General features: G+C 60.2%; 15 protein-coding genes. 2 read left to right on the forward strand and 13 right to left on the reverse strand.

Going from position 1 to position 17,132, the window contains the following annotated elements:
- The first annotated feature begins 18 nt into the window (after window positions 1–18).
- Entirely contained in the window at window positions 19–1,200 is a 1,182-nt protein-coding gene (locus tag QYH43_RS13595; RefSeq protein WP_301157206.1) for an aminotransferase class V-fold PLP-dependent enzyme, read from the forward strand.
- 2 nt (window positions 1,201–1,202) lie between these two features.
- Here the strand turns inward: QYH43_RS13595 and QYH43_RS13600 are convergent, their stop codons facing one another.
- The 4 genes from QYH43_RS13600 to zwf form a co-directional block, all read right to left on the reverse strand.
- Window positions 1,203–1,928, reverse strand: a complete 726-nt coding sequence (locus tag QYH43_RS13600) for an intradiol ring-cleavage dioxygenase (protein WP_301157207.1) — start codon at window positions 1,926–1,928, stop codon at window positions 1,203–1,205.
- 266 nt (window positions 1,929–2,194) lie between these two features.
- Complete coding sequence (locus tag QYH43_RS13605; RefSeq protein ID WP_095058804.1) at window positions 2,195–2,860, reverse strand: bifunctional 4-hydroxy-2-oxoglutarate aldolase/2-dehydro-3-deoxy-phosphogluconate aldolase; 666 nt, start codon at window positions 2,858–2,860, stop codon at window positions 2,195–2,197.
- 17 nt (window positions 2,861–2,877) lie between these two features.
- Window positions 2,878–3,591 carry a 6-phosphogluconolactonase gene (gene pgl, locus QYH43_RS13610; RefSeq protein ID WP_301157208.1) on the reverse strand — a complete coding sequence of 238 codons (714 nt, stop codon included), beginning with the start codon at window positions 3,589–3,591 and terminating at the stop codon, window positions 2,878–2,880.
- A complete protein-coding gene (gene zwf, locus QYH43_RS13615) occupies window positions 3,578–5,047 on the reverse strand; it encodes a glucose-6-phosphate dehydrogenase (protein ID WP_301157209.1) in 1,470 nt (489 codons plus the stop codon). The genes pgl and zwf overlap by 14 nt, the downstream gene beginning before the upstream one ends.
- A 228-nt stretch (window positions 5,048–5,275) precedes the next feature.
- Between zwf and QYH43_RS13620 the strand changes: the two genes are divergently transcribed.
- Window positions 5,276–6,136: a MurR/RpiR family transcriptional regulator gene (locus tag QYH43_RS13620; protein WP_301157238.1), complete on the forward strand. Its 861-nt coding sequence runs from the start codon at window positions 5,276–5,278 to the stop codon at window positions 6,134–6,136.
- Between the two features lie 151 nt (window positions 6,137–6,287).
- On the opposite strand, the gene QYH43_RS13625 is transcribed toward QYH43_RS13620, so the two are convergent.
- From QYH43_RS13625 to QYH43_RS13665, 9 genes are all read right to left on the reverse strand, one after another.
- Complete coding sequence (locus QYH43_RS13625; RefSeq protein WP_301157210.1) at window positions 6,288–7,142, reverse strand: D-hexose-6-phosphate mutarotase; 855 nt, start codon at window positions 7,140–7,142, stop codon at window positions 6,288–6,290.
- A gap of 125 nt (window positions 7,143–7,267) precedes the next feature.
- Window positions 7,268–8,614: a carbohydrate porin gene (locus QYH43_RS13630; protein WP_301157211.1), complete on the reverse strand. Its 1,347-nt coding sequence runs from the start codon at window positions 8,612–8,614 to the stop codon at window positions 7,268–7,270.
- Window positions 8,615–8,809: 195 nt separating this feature from the next.
- Window positions 8,810–9,970 carry an ABC transporter ATP-binding protein gene (locus tag QYH43_RS13635; protein ID WP_095058809.1) on the reverse strand — a complete coding sequence of 387 codons (1,161 nt, stop codon included), beginning with the start codon at window positions 9,968–9,970 and terminating at the stop codon, window positions 8,810–8,812.
- Between the two features lie 3 nt (window positions 9,971–9,973).
- Window positions 9,974–10,819 carry a carbohydrate ABC transporter permease gene (locus QYH43_RS13640; protein ID WP_095058810.1) on the reverse strand — a complete coding sequence of 282 codons (846 nt, stop codon included), beginning with the start codon at window positions 10,817–10,819 and terminating at the stop codon, window positions 9,974–9,976.
- Window positions 10,812–11,720, reverse strand: a complete 909-nt coding sequence (locus tag QYH43_RS13645; RefSeq protein ID WP_008032969.1) for a carbohydrate ABC transporter permease — start codon at window positions 11,718–11,720, stop codon at window positions 10,812–10,814. Before QYH43_RS13645 ends, QYH43_RS13640 begins: the two co-directional genes overlap by 8 nt.
- Before the next feature lie 166 nt (window positions 11,721–11,886).
- Entirely contained in the window at window positions 11,887–13,185 is a 1,299-nt protein-coding gene (locus tag QYH43_RS13650) for an ABC transporter substrate-binding protein (protein WP_095058811.1), read from the reverse strand.
- Window positions 13,186–13,303: 118 nt separating this feature from the next.
- A complete protein-coding gene (locus QYH43_RS13655) occupies window positions 13,304–14,563 on the reverse strand; it encodes an AGE family epimerase/isomerase (protein ID WP_095058812.1) in 1,260 nt (419 codons plus the stop codon).
- A 220-nt stretch (window positions 14,564–14,783) separates the two neighbouring features.
- Window positions 14,784–16,253 (reverse strand): ATP-binding protein, encoded by a 1,470-nt coding sequence (locus QYH43_RS13660; RefSeq protein WP_095058813.1) that lies wholly within the window; start codon window positions 16,251–16,253, stop codon window positions 14,784–14,786.
- A complete protein-coding gene (locus QYH43_RS13665; protein WP_095058814.1) occupies window positions 16,243–16,974 on the reverse strand; it encodes a response regulator in 732 nt (243 codons plus the stop codon). Before QYH43_RS13665 ends, QYH43_RS13660 begins: the two co-directional genes overlap by 11 nt.
- Window positions 16,975–17,132: the final 158 nt, after the last annotated feature.

Below are 17,132 nucleotides of genomic sequence, written 5' to 3' on the forward strand. Positions count from 1 at the left end.
CCCCGACTGAGTACCCCCATGCCTGACAATACGCTCCGTGCCCGTGATGAAGCTTTCTGGCAGACCTTCGCCGACCGATACGAGGTCGAACCCGGCCCGATCAACCTTGAAAACGGTTACTTCGGGCGCATGTCGCGCACGGTGGTTGAGGAGTATCAGCGCAACATCGAGCTGATCAACCGCAGCAACTCGGTCTATGTGCGTCAACGGTTTGAACAGGGTGACAGCCTGAAGATTCGCGCGCAGTTGGCCCGTCTGATTGGCGTATCGGGCGATAGCATCGCTCTCACCCGCAATGCAACGGAGGGTTTGCAGTCGTTGATCCGCAACTACAACCTGCTCCAGCCCGGTGATCAGGTTCTGATCAGCGACCTGGAGTACGACACGGTCAAAGGCGCCATGCGCTGGCTGGCGCGCCATCGCGGCGTTGAAGTGATCGAGATCGAACACACGCACCCGGCAAGCTACGACAGTTTGCTCAGCACCTACCGTGACGCCTTCACCCGTTATCCGCGGCTCAAGTTGATGGCCCTGACCCACGTCACTCATCGCACCGGCCTGGTGATGCCGGTGCAGGCAATTGCAGCCGCCGCCAGGGAACACGGCATCGATGTGATCCTCGACGGTGCCCACGCACTCGGCCAGATCGAATTCGACCTGACCGAGCTGGGTATCGCGTTCGCCGGTTTCAACCTGCACAAGTGGATCGGTGCACCGTTGACGCTGGGTTTCATCTACATCGCCCCCGAACGCCTGGCTGATATCGACCCGGACATGGGCGAGGTGCATTACCCGGTGACCGACATCCGTGCCCGCACCTCCTACAGCACGCCTAATATTCCGGCACTGCTGACCCTGCCGCTGGTGCTCGAAGAACATTGGGCCATGGGCGGTGCCGGGGCCAAGGGTGCACGACTCAACTACCTGCGCAACCGCTGGGTCGGTGCGGTTCGCCAGTTACCGGGGATCGAAGTCATGACCCCGGATGATCCGCGGCTGTATTGCGGCATCACCTCGATGCGTTTTTCCCGCCACACCGACCAGCAACTGATGGTCGAACGACTGCTCAAGGAATACAACCTGTTCACCGTCACGCGAAGCGGCGCGGCGTGTGGCCCCTGCATTCGCATCACCCCCGGCCTCATCACCACCGCTGACGATATCGATGCACTGAGCAAGGCACTGACCGAACTGCGCTGACGTCAGACGGTGTACTTGTCGAAGTCTTCAGGCTTGATCTGTGTCGACGCCGCGAAGGTGTCGATGCCGATGGTCATCTGCCCGAAGAACCCGTCTTCATTCGAATCCCGTCCCAGTGTGTGCACGTTCAGGGTCGAGGCATCACCGCCCATGGTGGTGTAGAAAAAATCCTCGGGATTGGTCAGTCGCACTGTGCTGCGCCCTTCGTACTGACGGGAGCAGAGCACCGCACGCGAAGCGACTTCAGGCAGGTAAAGCTGCCCGACCCAGGCGACATGCCGCTCCTCCAGATAATTGTTGCCCGAGGTAATGCGCACGGCGACGTGAATGTGCAGCGCACGTCCGGCATAGAACCCTGGATAGATGGTGGTGAAACGCACGATGCCCGATTTGTCGCTGAACTGCGCACCGCGCAGGTAGGTGTCGTCGTCGGTCCGGGCGATTGCGCCGATGTCGGCGGAATCGACCTCAACGTCCGGATTGACTTTGCTCCAGCCCGAATAGGCGCCGCGCGCATTGCAGTGCCAGATGTCCACCAGAGCATCCGGGACGGGTTCACCGGTCATGGCATCGACGATGGTCAGCCGCAGCACCAGCGGAATGCCGTCGGCGCCTTCGCTGATGTTCCTGCGGATCAGTTTCGGGTTGCGGAAATACGGGCCGGCAATCTGCTCGGGGGACAACAGGCAACCCGCTGTGAAGGGTGCAAATGAGGTGTAGGCGTCCATGACGTTCTCTCTTCCATAAGATGAACGCAGGCTAGCATCGGTCGATTTTCAGGATGCGGTAACTATGTATCGCATGATGTCGATGATTTCATGCGTAGGAGCTGCCGCAGGCTGCGATCTTCTTCGGCCCTGGGCAACTTTCCCGAGAAGCAAAAGATCACAGCCTTCGGCAGCGCCTACTTTTTTCTTTAGGCAAAAAAAAACGGTGCACCGACCAAGCGCACCGTAAAGCCGTAGAACACACAACGAAGTGTCGGGTGAAGCAATCAGTCCAGCAGCGCCAAAGCCTCGGCGGTGCATTCCTGAATGCGGGCCCAGTCGCCGTTCTTGATCCACTCCGGATCAAGCATCCAGCTACCGCCCACGCACATGACGTTTTTCAACGCCATGTAGCTCTTGATGTTGGCAGGACCGACACCGCCGGTCGGGCAGAATTTCACTTCGCCGAACGGGCCGCCCAATGCCTTGATGGCCGCGACGCCGCCGCTGACTTCAGCCGGGAACAGCTTGAAACGGCGATAACCCAGGCCGTAGCCTTCCATGATGCCCGAGGCATTGCTGATGCCTGGCAACAGCGGAATCGGGCTGGCAACGCTGGCTTCCAGCAAGTCGCGAGTGATGCCCGGCGTGACGATGAACTGCGATCCTGCCGCTTCGGCCGCTGCCAGCATGGTGCGGTCGAGCACGGTGCCGGCACCGGTCATCAGCTCCGGGCGCTGCTCACGCAGGATCTGGATCGCCTTGAGGCCGAACTGCGAACGCAGGGTCACTTCCAGGGCCGTCAGCCCACCGGCCGCGAGGGCATCGGCCAGCGGCAGAACGTCCTGCTCGCGGGCGATGGTGATCACCGGCAGGATCCGCGCCTTGGCGCAGAGGCTGTCGATCAGGGCAACTTTATCCGCCATGGAAACGGTCGGGGATGGGTTTGTCATAGCGGCTGTTCCTTGGATCATGGGCACCAGTAAATCTCTAACGTAGGTTGCAGAAACGCGCGAATCGGCATTGCGGCGACATCGTCACCGGCCAGTGCGGTACTCAGGGTGGTCAGCTTGGACTGACCGGAAATCGACAGGACTTTGTGCTTGGCCGAGGCCAGCAGCGCACGGCTCATGGTCAGGCGTTGATGCGGCACGGTCGGCGCCAGCATCGGCCAGCAGCGACGTATGCCATCGGCCTGCAAGGCCTCGGCAAGATTCGGGCTGTTGGGGAACAGCGACGCGGTGTGGCCGTCATCGCCCATGCCCAGCACCAGAACATCAATCACCGGCAGTTCGGAAAGCAGGCGATCAGCCTGTTCGGCCGCCTGTTCCAGGTTGGCGCTGGCGCTGTACAGACTCAAAAACTGAGCCTTGGCCGCCGGGCCTTGCAACAGATAGCGCTTGATCAGGCCGGCATTGCTGTCGGCATGCTCGACCGGCACCCAACGCTCATCGGCCAGGCTGATGACCACGTTCGACCAGTCCAGCTTTTGCTTGGCCAGGTGCTGGAAAAACGCCACCGGGCTGCGGCCACCGGACACCACCAGGGTCGCCGAGCCTTGGGCCTCAATGGCATCGCTCAATTGCTTGGCCACGTTCAGCGCCAAACCTTCGGCCAGCAACACCGCGCTCTTGAACGCATTCGCGCTGACGCCCTGCGGCAGTTTCAAATCAGATATCGCCATACCACGACCTCCCGTCCCGCGTGATCAGAGCAATGGAGCTCATCGGCCCCCAGGACCCGGCCGCGTACGGCTTGGGCGCATCACCGGACTTTTTCCACCCGGCGATCAACTGGTCACACCACTTCCACGCGGCTTCGATTTCATCTTTACGGACAAACAGGTTCTGATTGCCGCGCATCACTTCCAGCAACAACCGCTCGTAGGCATCGGGAATCCGTGCGCTGCGCCAGGTGTCGGAAAAATTCAGCTGCAACGGACCGCTGCGCAGCTGCATGCCTTTGTCCAGGCCTTGCTCTTTGGTCATCACGCGCAAGGAAATGCCTTCGTCCGGTTGCAGGCGGATAATCAGCTTGTTGCTGATTTGCAGGCGCTGCTCGGGAGCGAAAATGTAGTGCGACGGTTCCTTGAAGTGGATGACGATCTGCGACAACTTCTGCGGCATGCGCTTGCCGGTTCGCAGGTAAAACGGCACGCCGGCCCAGCGCCAGTTACGGATGTCGGCACGCAGGGCGACGAAGGTTTCGGTGTCGCTCTGGGTGTTGGAATTCGGCTCTTCCAGATAACCCGGCACCGGCTTGCCTTCGCTGTAACCGGCAATGTACTGGCCGCGCACCACCTGAGTGGTCAGGCCTTCCGGGCTGATCGGCGCCAGGGCCTTGAGCACTTTGACTTTCTCGTCGCGGATGCTGTCGGCGGACAGGTCAGCCGGTGGGTCCATGGCGATCAGGCAGAGCAATTGCAGCAGGTGATTCTGGATCATGTCCCGCAGCTGACCGGCCTTGTCGAAGTAGCCCCAACGGCCTTCGATCCCGACCTTCTCGGCGACGGTGATTTCCACGTGGGAAATGTAGTTCTGGTTCCACTGGGTTTCGAACAGGCTGTTGGCGAAACGCAGCGCGATCAGGTTCTGGACGGTTTCTTTACCCAGATAGTGGTCGATTCGGTAAGTGCGGTTTTCCGGGAAGAACTGCGCGACGGCATCGTTGACCTTACGCGAGGATTCCAGGTCCGAACCGATGGGTTTTTCCAGCACCACGCGGGTGTTTTCCGCCAGGCCGACTTTCGCCAGGTTCTCGCAGATCGCGCCGTAGACCGCTGCCGGGGTAGCAAAGTAAGCAATGACTCGCTGTGCGCTGCCAGCCGCCTCCGCCAGGGCCACATAGTCATCCGCTTTGAGGAAGTCGACGTGCAAATAGCTCAGGCGCGCCAGAAACCGCTCGAGCACGGCTTCGTCCAGCTCTTTGGCGCCCACGTAGCGACGCAGCTCGGAAGCGATGAACGCCAGGTGTTCCTGCTCGCTGCCCGCTTCACGGGCCAGCCCGATGATTCGCGTGTCCTCGTGCAAGAGGCCTGCACCATCGAGTTGATAGAGGGCAGGAAACAGCTTGCGCAAGGCGAGATCGCCAAGGGCGCCGAACAAGGCAAAGGTGCACGGTTCAACCGTAATCGAGAGCATGATGTTTGTTCTTTTATCAAGTTAAGCTACAAATACCTTTTTTCAAGGCATCACTCAAGGGAAAATGTAGTAATAACCACAACATTTTCGCAAAATACAGATTCCGAGTGGTGGTCGGTCGGAGCCATCAGTAGGATAGGCCACCGTTACGGGCCTCAACAAAGGCCCTTTTTGCATTAGCCGCGCGCCTATCGGCACCGGTGAATCAAGGAAATCCATATGGACCGCGTGCGAAATTTACTGGAACAGATCCAGAATCGCCTTGAAGACCTGAACAAGGCCGAACGCAAAGTCGCCGAGGTGATCCTGCTCAACCCGCAGCAGGCCACCCGCTTCAGCATCGCCGCCCTCGCCCAGGCTGCTTCGGTCAGCGAGCCGACGGTCAACCGTTTCTGCCGTTCATTCGGCGTCAGCGGCTATCCCGAACTCAAGTTGCAACTGGCCCAAAGTCTGGCCAGCGGCGCTGCTTACGTCAGCCGTGCTGTTGAGGCCGACGACAATCCCGAGGCCTACACGCAGAAGATCTTCGGCAGCGCCATTGCGTCGCTGGACAGCGCTTGCCAGGCCCTCGACCCGAACCTGATCAGCCGCGCCGTCGATCTGTTGATCCAGGCCCGGCAGATCCACTTCTTCGGCCTCGGCGCCTCGGCCCCGGTGGCGCTGGATGCACAGCACAAGTTCTTCCGCTTCAATCTCGCTGTCACCGCCCATGCCGACGTGCTGATGCAGCGCATGATTGCTTCGGTGGCGCACACCGGCGAATTGTTCGTGATCATCTCCTATACCGGCCGTACCCGCGAACTGGTGGAAGTGGCGCGCATCGCTCGAGAGAACGGCGCTTCGGTTCTCGGCCTGACTGCCGAAAACTCGCCACTGGCCAAGGCCAGCAGCCTGAGCCTGAACATTCCGCTGCCGGAAGACACCGACATCTACATGCCGATGACCTCGCGGATCATTCAACTGACCGTGCTCGATGTGCTGGCGACCGGCATGACGCTGCGCCGGGGCGTGGATTTCCAGCCACATTTACGCAAGATCAAAGAGAGCTTGAATGCGAGCCGGTATCCGGTGGGTGATGAGTTCAATTGAAACCGGCATGAATCTGCATTGAAGAACCGGCCTCTTCGCTGGCAAGCCAGCTCCTACAGAGTTTGTGTCGAGTACAAAAAAGCGACCGACCGCGAACCTGTAGGAGCTGGCTTGCCAGCGAAAGCGTCATCCGCAACACCTTGCCTTTTCGCTAAGCCCCCACCCGCGCCTGCAAACTCAAATGCGCCCGTTCCCCAGGCTTCAGGCACAGGCTGTCGGTGCCGCCGCTTGCGGCTTCCACGCAAACGAATTCGGATATCTCGTTCCAGGTCACGCCGAGCAACGGTCGCGAACCCGGATGCCAGACCACCGTATCCGCCGTTTCACCCGTATCGATGCACAACGCCCGGTCCCAGGCATGGTCGTTCAGCTGTAACTCGCCGTCATGCTGGAACACCCGCTGGCACCCGCCATCAACGCGTAACTCACCTTCCTGCTGACAAACCTGCCGACTCAATTGGTCGTAACCCTGCGCACCTTCGAGCCCAGACAGCGCTACCTCACTGATATCGCCAATACGCCAGTAAGCATGCAAAGCCTGGCTCAGTTGGCACGGCATGTCGTCCTGATGTTCAGTGCTCAGGCGCAGATCCATGCGCTCCCCCAGGTCCGCGTACAGGTCAACTTGCCAGTCGCACAACTTCAGCTGCCAGTGCAGATGCACGCCATCGTCGTCATGGCTGCTGTCGAGCAGTTTCCAGTCGAGCAATCGCGCCCAGCCATGGGACGGCCAGGCATTCTCACTCGGATGCCGGCCATACCACGGCCAACACACGGGCACGCCACCGCGAATCGCACCGACCTGCGGCCACTTCGCCGCACACCACAGCCAGGGCTTCTGACCTTGGGGCTGGAAGTGCAGCAACTGCGCACCCTGCCGACTGAACACCGCCTGACACAGCGGATGATCGATCACCAGCACATCGCGCATCTGATAGCGCTCCCACGCAAACACCGGACGCTCGCGCAAGGATTTGAAGAAGCGTTGTAGCGGATGCTCAAGCATGGACTACGGTCCTGAAAAACATGGGGGAACTCATCTCTCTAAACAGCTTGTCGCTGCAAAAAAAAGCGGACAGCCATGGCTGTCCGCAAACATGCGCACATAGAGAGGAGCTTATCGCAGACGCTTCAGAACACCGACTGAATTTTCAGGCCAGCTACCAGCGCGTCATCGACTTCATTCACACCACCTGGGTGAGTGACGTATTGCAGGTTGGGACGTACGGTCAGCCAGTTGGTCACGTGGAAACCGTAGTTGAGTTCATAGTTGTACTCGGTGTCGCGCAGTGGCGAGAACAGAGGATCGCTGTAGTCGCTGACACCATTGGCGGCGTTGGTCAGTTCAGCGTTTTTCTTCACGTCTTCGTTGACATGGATACGGGCAAAACCGATACCGACATCATCTTTTGGACGTGCATCGAACGGGCCTTTGTACACAAACATCAGCGACTGGTAGTTGTCGACAATGTTGGTGTCCTTGTCGTGGAACGTGGCGTTGGCGGCAATGTTCAGACCGCGGCTGGCGTCGCCGTTATGGCTGGTGAGTTGCTGCTGCGCAACGAACCAGTAGCCGTTCTTGCTGCTGTGGCTGCGATAGGCGTTGCCGCTGGTGGCGGCATCATCGCCATTGTCGTCTTCGCGGACGTCATCGGCGCTGGCCGTGCTTTTGTAGTAACCGACACGGTATTCGCCCGGCAAGGTGTTGACCTTCGGCGACCAGACCAGCTCAACCGGCAGGACGGTGCCTTCGGTGCCGCTACCGCTGAGCTTGAAGCCGTTGCCGTGTTCCAGTTGCGACGGGTTCTGGTTGTACGCACCGATCTGAGCGTAGAGCTCGTCATTGATGTTGTACTTCACGCGAATCGCGGCCTGCATGACCGGCCAGTTGTACCAGATGTTGGTGGCCCAGTTGCCCACCTGGGAGCCGCAGAACGCCAGGTTCTGGAATTCGCACGGGAAGGTGTTGAAGTCTTCGCCTTCACCGAAGTAACCGGCCTTGACGTCCAGCTTGTTGTCGAAGAACTGGTGCTGGATCCACAACTGGGTCAGACGGACCATATGACCACGACCGTAGACTTCTTGAGACGAACTCAAGGTGCCGGCACGCGGGTCGCCGATACGGTCGTTGGAGATGTTCTCGCCGTTACGGTTGGTGAGCTGGATCTTGGCCTGGGTGTTGTCCCAGCCGAACAGTTTTTCCAGGTCCAGCGCCGCGCCCAGGCCAAACTGGTCGGCGTAGCGTGCGGTCTTGTCATCGTTGAAACCGCCATGGAGGTTAGCGCCGACTTCACCGACGTAATCCATCTTGATGTCGATGCCTTGCTCGATCAGCTTGGTGCGCGCGCCACCCCAGTCACCCGTCATCCACTTGGAGTCGGAGCTGAACGCTTCATCGGCCATCGCGTTGCCGGCCAGCACCAGTACTGCCGCTGCTGAAACCTGGCAGATCAACCGGGCGTTGTTCTTCACTTTCATCCCTACATCCTCGTTTTATTGTTATTAACTTTTCTTTTTTTTAACGCGGTTACATCCGGTGCAATGCGCGACAGGCCGCGCATTGCGAATCCCCCTGCAGGAGCCGGCTTGCTGGCGATGGCAATCGGACTGTCGACATCAATGTTGAATGTCAGACCGCAATCGCCAGCAAGCCGGCTCCTACCGTTTTGATCTTCAGCGACCTTTGAATTGGGCGACGTTGTCAGCGTGCAATTCGGTTTTCGCTACTCCAGCAACCCCCAGACGCTCACCCGTTTTGGCATCGAACAGCAGCACTTTCGCCGGATCGAATTGCAAGGTCAGGGTCTCGCCCACCTGCGGCGCCACGTCCGGAGCCAGGCGACAGCAGACCTTGGTGTCGTTGAGGTTGACGAACACCAGGGTGTCGGGACCGGTCGGTTCGGTGACCTGGACTTCGGCGCGAATGGTCGGCAAACCATTGGCTTCGCCGTTCGCCAGAACGATCTGCTCCGGACGCATGCCAAGGATCACTTCGCGGTCTTCGAGACCGGCGTCCTGCATGCCCAGCGGCAACTCGCAACGGGCCTGGCCGCTGTCGAGAAGTGCCAGCAGACGACCGTCCCTGCGCTGCAAACGCAGGGGGATGAAGTTCATCGGTGGCGAGCCGATGAAGCTCGCCACGAACAGGTTGGCCGGATCGTTGTAGATCTGCTTCGGCGTACCGAACTGCTGGATGATCCCGTCCTTCATCACTGCCACTTTGTCGCCCAGGGTCATGGCTTCGATCTGGTCGTGGGTCACGTAGACCGTGGTGGTTTTCAGGCGCTGGTGCATCAGTTTCATTTCGGTGCGCATCTCGACCCGCAGCTTGGCGTCGAGGTTGGACAGCGGTTCGTCAAACAGATAAATCTTCGGCCGACGCGCCAGGGCACGGCCCATCGCCACACGCTGTTGCTGACCACCGGAGAGTTGGCCCGGCTTGCGGCTGAGCAGGTGTTCGATCTGCAACAGTTTGGAAACCCGTGCGACTTCTTCGTCGATGTCCGCGGTCGGCATTTTGCGAATCTTCAGGCCGAAGGCGATGTTGTCGCGCACGCTCATCGTCGGGTACAGCGCGTAGGACTGGAACACCATGGCGATATCGCGATCTTTCGGGCTCATGCCGCTGATGTCGGCGTCGTCCACCAGAATTGCGCCGCCGCTGATGGTTTCCAGGCCCGCGATGCAATTCATCAACGTCGACTTGCCGCAGCCCGACGGGCCGACCAGGATCAGGAATTCCCCGTCATTGATCTTAAGTTCGATGTTTTTGAGGGTGTCCGGCAAACCGGCGCCGTAGGTCTTGTTGACGTTGCGTAATTCGAGAGTTGCCATGTTCTACCCCTTGACCGCGCCGGACGTCAGCCCACGCAGGAAATACTTGCCAGCGAATATGTAGACCAGCAGTGTCGGCAGCCCGGCGATCATCGCGGCGGCCATATCAACGTTGTATTCCTTGGCCCCGGTGCTGGTGTTGACCAGGTTGTTCAGGGCCACGGTAATTGGCTGGGCATCGCCACTGGCGAAGACCACGCCGAACAGAAAGTCATTCCAGATCTGGGTGAACTGCCAGATCAGGCAAACCATCACGATCGGGATCGACATCGGCAGCAGGATCTTCCCGAAGATCGTGAAGAAGCCCGCGCCATCGAGCCGCGCAGCCTTGACCAGCGCATCCGGAATGCTCACGTAGTAGTTGCGGAAGAACAGCGTGGTAAACGCCAGGCCGTAGACCACGTGCACCAGCACCAGGCCAGTGGTGGTGTTGGCGAGACCGAACTTGCCAAGGGTGAACGAGGCCGGCAGCAGCACGGTCTGGAACGGCAGGAAGCAACCGAACAGCAGCAAACCGAAGAACAGTTGCGAACCACGGAAGCGCCACATCGACAATACGTAGCCGTTCATGGCGCCGACGAAGGTTGAAATCAGCACCGCCGGTACGGTGATTTTCACCGAGTTCCAGAAGTAGCCGCCGACCACGTCCCAGGCCTTGATCCAGCCGATGCCGTCGATCACGGTCGGCCAGCTCAGCAGGTTGCCGGTGCGAATGTCTTCCGGGGATTTGAAGCTGGTCAGCAGCATCACGATCAGCGGGATCAGGTACACCGCGGCTGCCAAAATCAGGGTGGCGTAGATCGCGATGCGGCTGAAGCTGACACCACGCTTTGCGAATTGATCAGTCATGGCGTTTGCCTCGCAGCTCGGAGTACAGGTACGGCACGAGGATGGTCAGCACGGCACCGAGCATGAGCATGGCGCTCGCCGAACCGATGCCCATCTGGCCACGGCTGAAAGTGAAGGAGTACATGAACATCGCCGGCAGGTCGGACGAGTAACCCGGACCGCCCGCCGTCATCGCTGCGACCAGGTCGAAGCTCTTGATTGCGATGTGCGCGAGGATCATGAAGGCGCTGAAGAACACCGGGCGCAGGCTCGGCAACACGATCTTCAGGTAGATGGTCGGCAGGCTCGCCCCGTCGACTTGCGCGGCACGGATGATCGACTGATCGACACCGCGCAGGCCGGCGAGGAACATCGCCATGACAAACCCGGAGGCCTGCCATACGGCAGCGATCACCAGGCAGTAGACGACGCGATCCTGATCCACCAGCCAGTCGAGACGGAAGCCTTCCCAGCCCCAGTCACGCAGCATTTTGTCCAGGCCCAGGCCAGGATTGAGCAGCCATTTCCACGCCGTACCGGTGACGATCATCGACAGCGCCATCGGGTACAGGTAGACGGTGCGGATGAAGCCTTCCTTGCGAATGCGCTGGTCCAGCAGCACCGCGAGGAACACGCCCAACACCAGGCTGATGCCGATGAACATGCCGCCGAACAGCGCGAGGTTCTTGCTCGCGACCCACCAGCGGTCGTTGTCCATCAGCCGCATGTATTGCTGCAGGCCGACCCACTTGTAGCTCGGCATGAAGCTGGAGTTGGTGAAGGACAGAATGAACGTCCAGATGATGTAACCGTAGAAACCAACCAACACGATCAGCATGCTCGGCGCGAGTACCAACTTGGGTAACCAGCGTTGCAGCGCATCGAACGGTGAGGCTTTGCTGAAAACCGCCACAGAGCTCATCGGGATAATCCAGTGTTAGAAATGAAGATCAAACCTGTAGGAGCCGGCTTGCTGGCGAACCAGACGACGCGGTGTGTCAGGCACACAGCTTTCGCCAGCAAGCCGGCTCCTACAGTTGGCAGATCATCGATAGATGCCGCAGGCCTGGCCTGCGGCGGCCGTGGTATTACTGGGCAGCTTTGACAGCCGACGCCAGTTGGGCGCTGGCCTTGGCCGGGTCAGCATCCTTGTCGTTCATGAAATTGGTGACCACGTCGAAAATCGCGCCCTGCACCGCCAGCGAAGTGGCCATGTTGTGCGCCATGCTCGGTTGCAGGCCGCCGGACTTGTCGTCCGCGATGAAGTCGTTCGCCGACTTCTGGGCGCACTCGTCGAAGCCGAGCTTGTCCATTTCCTTCAGCATGTCGTTGCGCACCGGGATCGAACCCTTGTTCATGCTGAAGACTTTCTGGAAGTCGGTACCCAATGCGACCTTGGCCAGGTCTTGCTGGGCAGCGATGTCGCCTTTGCGATCAGCCTTGAGCTTGAACACCGCAAGGGAGTCGATGTTGTAGGTGAAGGCTTTTTCGGTGCCCGGGAACGGCACGCACTGGTAGTCCTTGCCCGGGACTTTCTTCGCGGCGGTCCACTCGCTTTTCGCCCAGTCGCCCATCATCTGCATGCCGGCCTTGCCGTTGATGACCTCGGCAGCCGCGATGTTCCAGTCACGACCGGCACGGTTCGGGTCCATGTAGGTGGTGATTTTTTTCAGCTCGGCGAACGACTGGGTCATCTGCGGGCCGGACAGGGTTTTCTGATCCAGGTCGACCAGGGCTTTCTTGTAGCCATCGACACCCATGACCGACAACACGATGTCTTCAAACACGGTGCTGTCCTGCCAAGGCTGACCGCCGTGGGCGAGCGCGATGAAGCCGGCGGCTTTCAGCTTGTCGCCGGCGGCATAGAATTCTTCGAGGGTGGTCGGGGCTTTTTCGATCCCGGCTTTCTTGAACACTTGCGGGTTGATCCACAGCCAGTTCACGCGGTGAATGTTCACCGGCACGGCCACGTAATCGCCTTCGTACTTCACGGTGTCGGAGACTTTCTTCGACAGCAGACCGTCCCAGTTTTCCGCTTTGGAAACGTCTTTCAACGCGTCGGTGCTGAGCAGGCCAGTGCTGCCCCACTCCTGGATGTCCGGACCTTTGATTTGTGCAACGCCCGGCGGGTTACCGGCCACGGCGCGGCTCTTGAGCACGGTCATGGCCGTGGAACCGCCACCGCCGGCGACTGCGCCATCCTTCCAGGTGAAGCCGTCTTTTTCGACTTGGGCCTTCAGGACATCAACCGCTGCTTTCTCACCACCGGACGTCCACCAATGCACAACTTCCACGGAACCTTTGGATTCGGCGGCCAGGACACTGAGAGGGAGCGCAGACAGGGAAGCGAGAGAAATGACAGTAGCGAGGCGAGAAATCGCATTCATCTAGGAGTACCTTTCTTGTTGTTATGCATTGCAAGTCTGGTGCTTGCGCTGCATAGGATTCTAAACAGGGGATATCCCTTCGCAGGTAACGAAGGGACGTGCGAATGTCACCGCATGGTTACATAGAAGCGCTCTGGGACGACTTCGCCAGCGCGCTGGCCATGCTCGGCGCCAACGGCAGGCGCGGAATCAGCACGGCTTGCCAGGCGTGATAAAGGTCCGGTTTTCCGGCCCATATGTCGGCGCTCGGGCGGTTCAAGGGATCGAGTTCATGGTGCCAACTGCCCTCGCAACGGTCGATGAAATGACTGTCACAGAATTCCCAGAATAGCCGGTACCAATGTTCGTACTGCGCGTCGCCGGTGCGCTTGAGCAAAGCGCTGGCGGCGGCGCTGGCTTCGCAATGAGTCCAGTGCAGACGATGGCGAACCACCGCCCGATTGGCCCAATCGAGGGTGTAGACAATGCCCGGCGCGCCATCGACGTCCCAACCGTGACGGCAGTTGTGCTCAAAGAGTTTTTGCGCGTCGGTGACCAGCCAGCCCGGCGTGAGCATGCCGGCTCGTACCCGTGAAGCTTCGAGGTGCAGCACCAGCCGTGCCCATTCGAAACCATGGCCCGGCGTGGTGCCGTAAGGACGGAACCCGTCAGCCGGGTTGTCATGGTTGTACTCGCGCAGCGGCTGCCAGTCGCGGTCAAAATGCTCGATCACCAGGTAGTCGTTGGCGGCGGCGTGATTGTGGATCACCCGTTCGACGATGCGTTGGGCGCGACCCAACCAGCGGTTGTCGTCGGTGACATCGGCCAGGGCGAGGAAGGCTTCGGTGGCGTGCATGTTGCTGTTGGCGCCGCGATAGGCTTCTTCGCAGCTCCAGTCGCGGTTGAAGGATTCGCGCATGGCGCCCTCCTCCTCGCTCCAGAAATACGTGTCGATTATGTCAATCGCATCATCGAGCAAGGCCTGCGCGCCGGGGCGTTGCGCGACCACCGCAGAACTGGCGGCCAGCGCGACGAAAGCGTGCAGATAGGCGTTCTTGCCGGTGTTGCCATCGCGATGCTCGGCGCTCGCGAACCAGCCACCGTGCACGGCATCGCGCAGTGGTCCGCGCAAGGCATGGATGCCGTGATCGACCAGTTCGGCAAAACCCGGCAGCCCTTGAATGTGAGCCATTGCAAAGCTGTGGGTCATGCGTGCGGTGTTCATGGTTTCGGCTTGGGCGCCGGCCGGCAGATGGCCGCGCTCGTCGAGATTGCCGAAGCCTTGAGGTAACTTTGAGGCCTTGGCAAATGCCAGGAGTCGCAGGCCTTCAGCGGCAAGCCATTGCTGATGGGCGGGTGCATTCAGCCAACTGCTGAAGGCGGGTTGATCGGAGTCCATGGGGTGCCTTTTTTGTTGTTATGACTGAGGGGCAGCATAAACAACGGACGAAGACGGGCTTGTAACGAAGGGGGTGGGTTATGTCACCGAGCTGTGACATTTGGATGGTGAGTGATGTTTGTGGCGAGGGAGCTTGCTCCCGCTGGGGTGCGAAGCGCCCCCAAAAGAGGGACCGCTGCGCAGTCTAGCGGGAGCAAGCTCCCTCGCCACAGGGTCGATGTCAATCCGCCGAGCGCGGCAGCTGCAACGTCACCCGCAACCCACCTTCACGCAAATTCTGCAAAGTGACCTCACCGCCATGGCTATGGGCAATGTTGCGCGCAATCCCCAGCCCCAACCCATAACCCTGCTGCTGCCCGGCCAGGCGGAAGTGCGGTTCGAAGACTTGCTCCAGCCGCTGCTCCGGAACCCCCGGTCCTTCGTCGTCGACATGCAGCACAAACGCGCTGTCGTCGTCATCAATGTGCAGGTGAGCGTTCTGTCCGTACTTCAGTGCGTTGTCGATCAGGTTGCCGATGCAACGCTTGAGCGCCAGCGGTTTGCCGGGATACGCGGCCAGCGCTCGCCCCTGCTGGGTCACGCGACCATTGCCGTTGGGTGCCAGGTACGGTTCCACCAGACAGTCGAGTACGTGATTGAGATCCACCGGCTCGATGTTTTCGTGGATGTCGGTGTCTTTCACGCATTGCAGCGCGCCTTTGACCAGCAACTCCAGCTCATCCAGATCGCGGCCGAACTTGGTTTGCAGCGTCTCGTCTTCGAGCAGTTCAACCCGCAAACGCAAGCGGGTGATCGGTGTGCGCAAGTCGTGGGAAATCGCGCTGAATAACTGGCTGCGCTCGGTCAGGTAGCGGCTGATGCGTTCGCGCATGGTGTTGAATGCGCGTCCGACTTCGACGACTTCGCTGCCACCGCCCTCGGCCACCGGCTCGACATCGGCGCCCAATGACAGATCCCGCGCAGCCCGCGCCAGGCGCTTGAGCGGACGACTCTGCCAATGCACCAGCAGGCCGATGAACAGCAACAGAAAACTGCTGGTCAGCACGATGAACCAGACTTGCTGTGCTGGCAGACCTTGCTCTTCAAGACTGGTGTAGGGCTCGGGCAACAGCGAGGCGATGTACAGCCATTCACCCGGGGCCATCTGGATCTGCGTGACCAGCACCGGCGGGTTCACCGGTTCCAGCGTCAGCGCATAGTGCGCCCAGGAACGCGGCAGCTCATCGAGCTTGAGGCCACCGTTGAAAATCCGCAGGTCCTCGGGGCTGACGAAGGTCACCGAGATATCCGTGTCGTGACCGAGGGAGTCACGCAGCACTTGGTCCACCGCGTTGATCACCGCCGCTTTGCGCGGGGTCACCGGCAACACTTCCATGCCCAGGGGTTTGTCGTTGAGCGTGACCACGAACCGGGTGCCGCCCATGCTGCGCAACTGATCCAGCACCAAGGGTCGATACGCCACCGGCAACGAACGGAAATAACTGACGCTGGCCGTCATCGAATGGGCGAGGCTGCGGGCGCTGGTGACCAGGCCTTCCAGCTGCGTGGCGCGCAGTTGCGAGACCCAGATCACGCTCGACAACGCCTGGGCGAACAGCACCGCGAGCAGCGTCAGGAGCAACATCCGCCCCAGCAGCGAACGCGGCACCGGCACCCTGGCGGCGAGTTTGCGAAGAGACTCAGTGACCATTGCCGGCAACCACGTTGGCGGCCAGTTGGTAGCCGCTGCCGCGCACGGTGCGGATCAGCCGTGGCGGTTTTTCGGTGTCGCGCAGACGTTGCCGCAAACGGCTGACCGCCATGTCGACGATGCGGTCGAGCGGCATCAGGTCCCGCCCACGGGTGGCGTTGCCGATGGTGTCACGGTCGAGGATTTGCTGCGGGTGATCGAGAAAAAGTTTGAGCAGGGCGAAATCGGCGCCGGAGAGAATCACCTCTTCGCCGTCGGTGTGGAACAGCCGATGGCTGACCATGTCCAGGCGCCAGTCATCGAAGGCCAGCACTTCACCGCCGCTGCGCTCCTGACCGAACTGCGCGCGACGCAGCAACGCCTTGATCCGCGCCTGCAATTCACGCGGGCTGAAGGGTTTGCCGAGGTAATCGTCCGCCCCAAGCTCCAGACCAATCACCCGATCAGCTTCGTCGGAACTGGCGGTGAGCATGATGATCGGCACTTGCGCCCGGCGTGGGTGCTGACGAATCCAGCGACACAAACTGAAACCGTCTTCGTCCGGCAGCATCACATCAAGGATCACCAGATCACTCGGCGCCTCGTTCAGGGCCTGGCGAAAACCGGCGCCATCGGGCGTGGTCCGCACCTGAAACCCGGCGCGGGTCAGGTAGGTGTCCAGCAACTCGCGTATCTCTTGATCGTCATCGACCAACAAAATCGACTTGTTGACTGAGCTCACGGGGCGGCGTCCTTGTTGTTTGAATTGGGCGGATTATGCCTGATGCACCTTGAATAGTTGTTGCCTGTCCTGGCCCCATCGCTGGCAAGCCAGCTCCTACAGAGTTCGTGCCAAACGCAAGAACACCACAAACCTGTAGGAGCTGGCTTGCCAGCGAT

The sequence above is a fragment of the Pseudomonas sp. C32 genome (assembly GCF_030417915.1).
Classification (GTDB): Bacteria; Pseudomonadota; Gammaproteobacteria; order Pseudomonadales; family Pseudomonadaceae; genus Aquipseudomonas.